The organism is Chryseobacterium polytrichastri, assembly GCF_900142445.1.
In the GTDB taxonomy this organism is placed as follows: Bacteria; Bacteroidota; Bacteroidia; order Flavobacteriales; family Weeksellaceae; genus Chryseobacterium; species Chryseobacterium polytrichastri.
The window spans coordinates 1-3163 of record NZ_FRAV01000083.1 but is presented as its reverse complement, the minus strand read 5'-3'; the positions used below and the strand labels follow the sequence as shown (position 1 = coordinate 3163).

The following is a 3163-nucleotide window of genomic DNA, read 5'->3' as shown; positions in this document are numbered from 1 at the left end:
TTTATTGCAGTGAAATTTCTGGAAGAAAAAGATCTTCGGGATTTTTATGGAGAAGAATATAAAGATTATCAAAAAAAAGTACCTATGTTGGTTCCGTTTATTGGGAAGAAAAGTATATAGGCTGTTGACAAAAATAAAGGAAGGAGAAGTCTATGAGATTAAAACTTCTCAAAAAGTAAAAAACAGTTTTTATAATAAAGAACGTCTTTACTGAACAAGTGTAACACCGTTAAAAGATACCACTGAAAACCTGTTTTGAGTTAGCATAAGATGCAGTTAATGATCTCAAATATAGTAACTTTGGATTTGAATCCTCTTTTTCTAGTAGAATATAAGGAACGATTTCCAATTCTATTGCATCTTTGCTCAGTACTTTGTACTATTGATGAGATTTTTTTGGTTTAGCGACACTAATTTTCTAATCCCTTTTTTTATTTCAAATACTTAATGCTTTTTTAATGAAAAGTAAAGATGACTTCATAGACTAATTTGACCTTAATAATAAATAACATTGAGTATGCCATTATCAATAAAAAAAGATGCACCATTGCGCTTCCAGAAAGACCTTCCGGACTTGCTGGCTACAGAAATTGAAGAGTTTTATGGAGTGTCTCTTAACTTAGAGATTGAAAATAAAGAAATAGTTTACATACTATATAAGTCACATTTTGGAATTTTGGTAAAAAGAATTCATATCTCTTTACTTTCAGGAATGGTAATTAATTATAGCATAGCTACATCATTTTTAGGAATTCGTATTATTTAAAGTACTGATATTTTAAATAGAGTATTGAAAGTCTCTTCACTGTGTCATATAATATATTTAACTTAATGTGGGATCATAGGAAATTAGAATTTCTATATGAAAGGTTGCTGTATCTTTTTTAAGGTTATAAAAACTAGAAAACGATTATCAATATTGTTTGCAAACTATATCAAAGGTAAGATTTGAATGAATCTTTTACTGCTTAGCAGCTTATTCAGTGGTATTCTCCTTTATTTAGAAAAAGTAGTTATGCAAAAGAACTGATAGATTTTATCCTTGAGTTTTTGGAAAGAGTCAGAGACAGACAGAAAAACAGACATCAGATAATTAATGAGTACCTAATTCTCAAGTCAACTCTTTCAAAATGGATAAGTAAATATAAAATATGAAAAAAAATAATATTCCAGATTATAAAAAAATTTATGCTGATATCATTGAAATGGAATATCCGCATAAAAAAGAAGAGTGCTTCCATATATTGGATAAAGAAAATATTTCATTATTAGATGTATTGAGGCTTAATTGTATAATATTTGATATATATGATAGCGAAATATCAATTTTAAATCAGCAACTTAAGGCGTATGATGAAGATTCTATAATGTATATATTAGACTACCAGAATAAAAATAGACTGACCAATTCCGAGATTGCAATTCATTTCAAGCTCAGCATGAATACTCTAACTAAGTGGAAAAAGTTATTCAGTAAGAAAATCGGAAATGTAGATAAAAAACTATAATAGGCATCTTTTGTCTAGTACAAAATTCAGTAGCATTGACAACCCATTTTCGGATTGAATTGATCACTAATCTAGCATCAATCGACACATGAAAAAAAACATATCATTAAGAAAAAGATGGTCAATGCCACTGAATTTTGCACATTGGTTTTGATAATAATGTAACCCTTCCATAATATCGGACTGTAAAAAAGAAGAAAGTCATAACTTTCTATCTTTGATTCTGCATTATATGGTTTAAAATCGAGACTTCAACCAATTATCATGACTTCCTTAGCATATATTGCCGGAATGACACTGTTAATGTTTGAAGTATTCCCTATTTGTTGTACAGCTATGGGTCAAACTTAAGAATATTTAAGATACTTTTTTACTGTTCTGATAAAACATCTCATTTGGAGTAAGATCGCCGTTTGCCCGATGTCTTCGCTCGTTGTTATAAAATTCGACATACCGTTTTACACCTTGGAATAATTCCATACCACTATTGGGCGGATTCAGGTAAATATACTCCTGTTTTAGTGACCTCCAGAAGCGTTCAATGAAAACATTGTCAAATGCTCTTCCTTTGCCATCCACGGAAGTGCTTATCTTGATTCCCTTCAGTATCTTAGTGGAAATGGAACTAGTGAATTGTGATCCCTGATCGGTGTTGAATATCTCGGGTTTGACATGCTCTTCTATGGTTTCCAGCAGGACATCCCTGCACCATTCTACCGTCATGGTATTTGAAATACTCCAGCCAACAATCTTGCGGCTATATACATCAATAATGACAAATATGTACATGAATCCCCGGAACATGGGGATATAAGTAATATCTGCCTGCCAAACCTGTCCTACACGGTCAATTTTTAACCCTTTGAGTAGATACAGGTATTTGTAATGTCCAGCATTTGCTTTGCTCAGGTTTTTCTTAGGATAGATCGTGCGAAGGTTCATTATCCGATATAAACGCCGTATACGCTTGGAATTTACATGATAACCCAAGTCTTTGTTTAGATACGCAGTCATTCGTTCCACCCCATAAAATGAGCAGTCCAGAAACTTACGGTCAATGACATTCATGATCGATTGATTGAACTGGGATTCGCCTTTGGATCTGAAATAATACTGGCTACGCTGGAGAGCCAACAGCTTACATTGACCAGAAATACTCATCGTATTATCTTCTGGGGAAATCAGGTTACGCCTTTCAATAATGCTTATTTCCCCAATACTTTTTTTAAGAAATCAACCTGGATCTGAAGTTTTCCAATTTTAGAGTATAATTCCTTTTCCTTGGATTTCTCCTTTTCAACGGTCTTCTCTGAGCTAAAAACTGTATCCACTTTTCCATAAACTCCCGTTTCCAGGCGGTAATCTGGGTCGGATGAAGACTATACTTCCTGGCAAGCTCTTGTAATGTGCTGGCCTCTTTGATCGATTCAAGCATCACCTTGGTCTTGAATACAGGACTGAATTTTATTCGTCCTTTTTTCATTTTTTAACTGTCCAATATTTGGGGATTATTATACGTTTTTAAATTCCCACTACCAGGACAAATTCAAACACCTCAAATAAGGATTCTCTCTGTAAATTTATATCTCTTACATGATACAGAATACAGATCCTTAAGAGATATAAATTTACAGAGAGAATCAATGGTATTTTAA

General features: G+C 32.7%; 4 protein-coding genes. 2 read left to right on the top strand and 2 right to left on the bottom strand.

Annotated features, from left to right (window positions below):
• Positions 1–517 precede the first annotated feature (517 nt).
• Together BUB80_RS23040 and BUB80_RS23035 are read left to right on the top strand one after the other, a co-directional pair.
• Positions 518–766, top strand: a complete 249-nt coding sequence (locus tag BUB80_RS23040; RefSeq protein WP_073298064.1) for a hypothetical protein — start codon at positions 518–520, stop codon at positions 764–766.
• Between the two features lie 385 nt (positions 767–1151).
• A complete protein-coding gene (locus BUB80_RS23035) occupies positions 1152–1508 on the top strand; it encodes a hypothetical protein (RefSeq protein WP_073298062.1) in 357 nt (118 codons plus the stop codon).
• A 357-nt stretch (positions 1509–1865) separates the two neighbouring features.
• On the opposite strand, the gene BUB80_RS23030 is transcribed toward BUB80_RS23035, so the two are convergent.
• On the bottom strand, positions 1866–2726 hold the full coding sequence (locus BUB80_RS23030; protein WP_317043917.1) for an IS3 family transposase: 861 nt from the start codon (positions 2724–2726) through the stop codon (positions 1866–1868).
• A 7-nt stretch (positions 2727–2733) separates the two neighbouring features.
• Positions 2734–2991: a transposase gene (locus tag BUB80_RS23025; protein ID WP_139262905.1), complete on the bottom strand. Its 258-nt coding sequence runs from the start codon at positions 2989–2991 to the stop codon at positions 2734–2736.
• Positions 2992–3163: the final 172 nt, after the last annotated feature.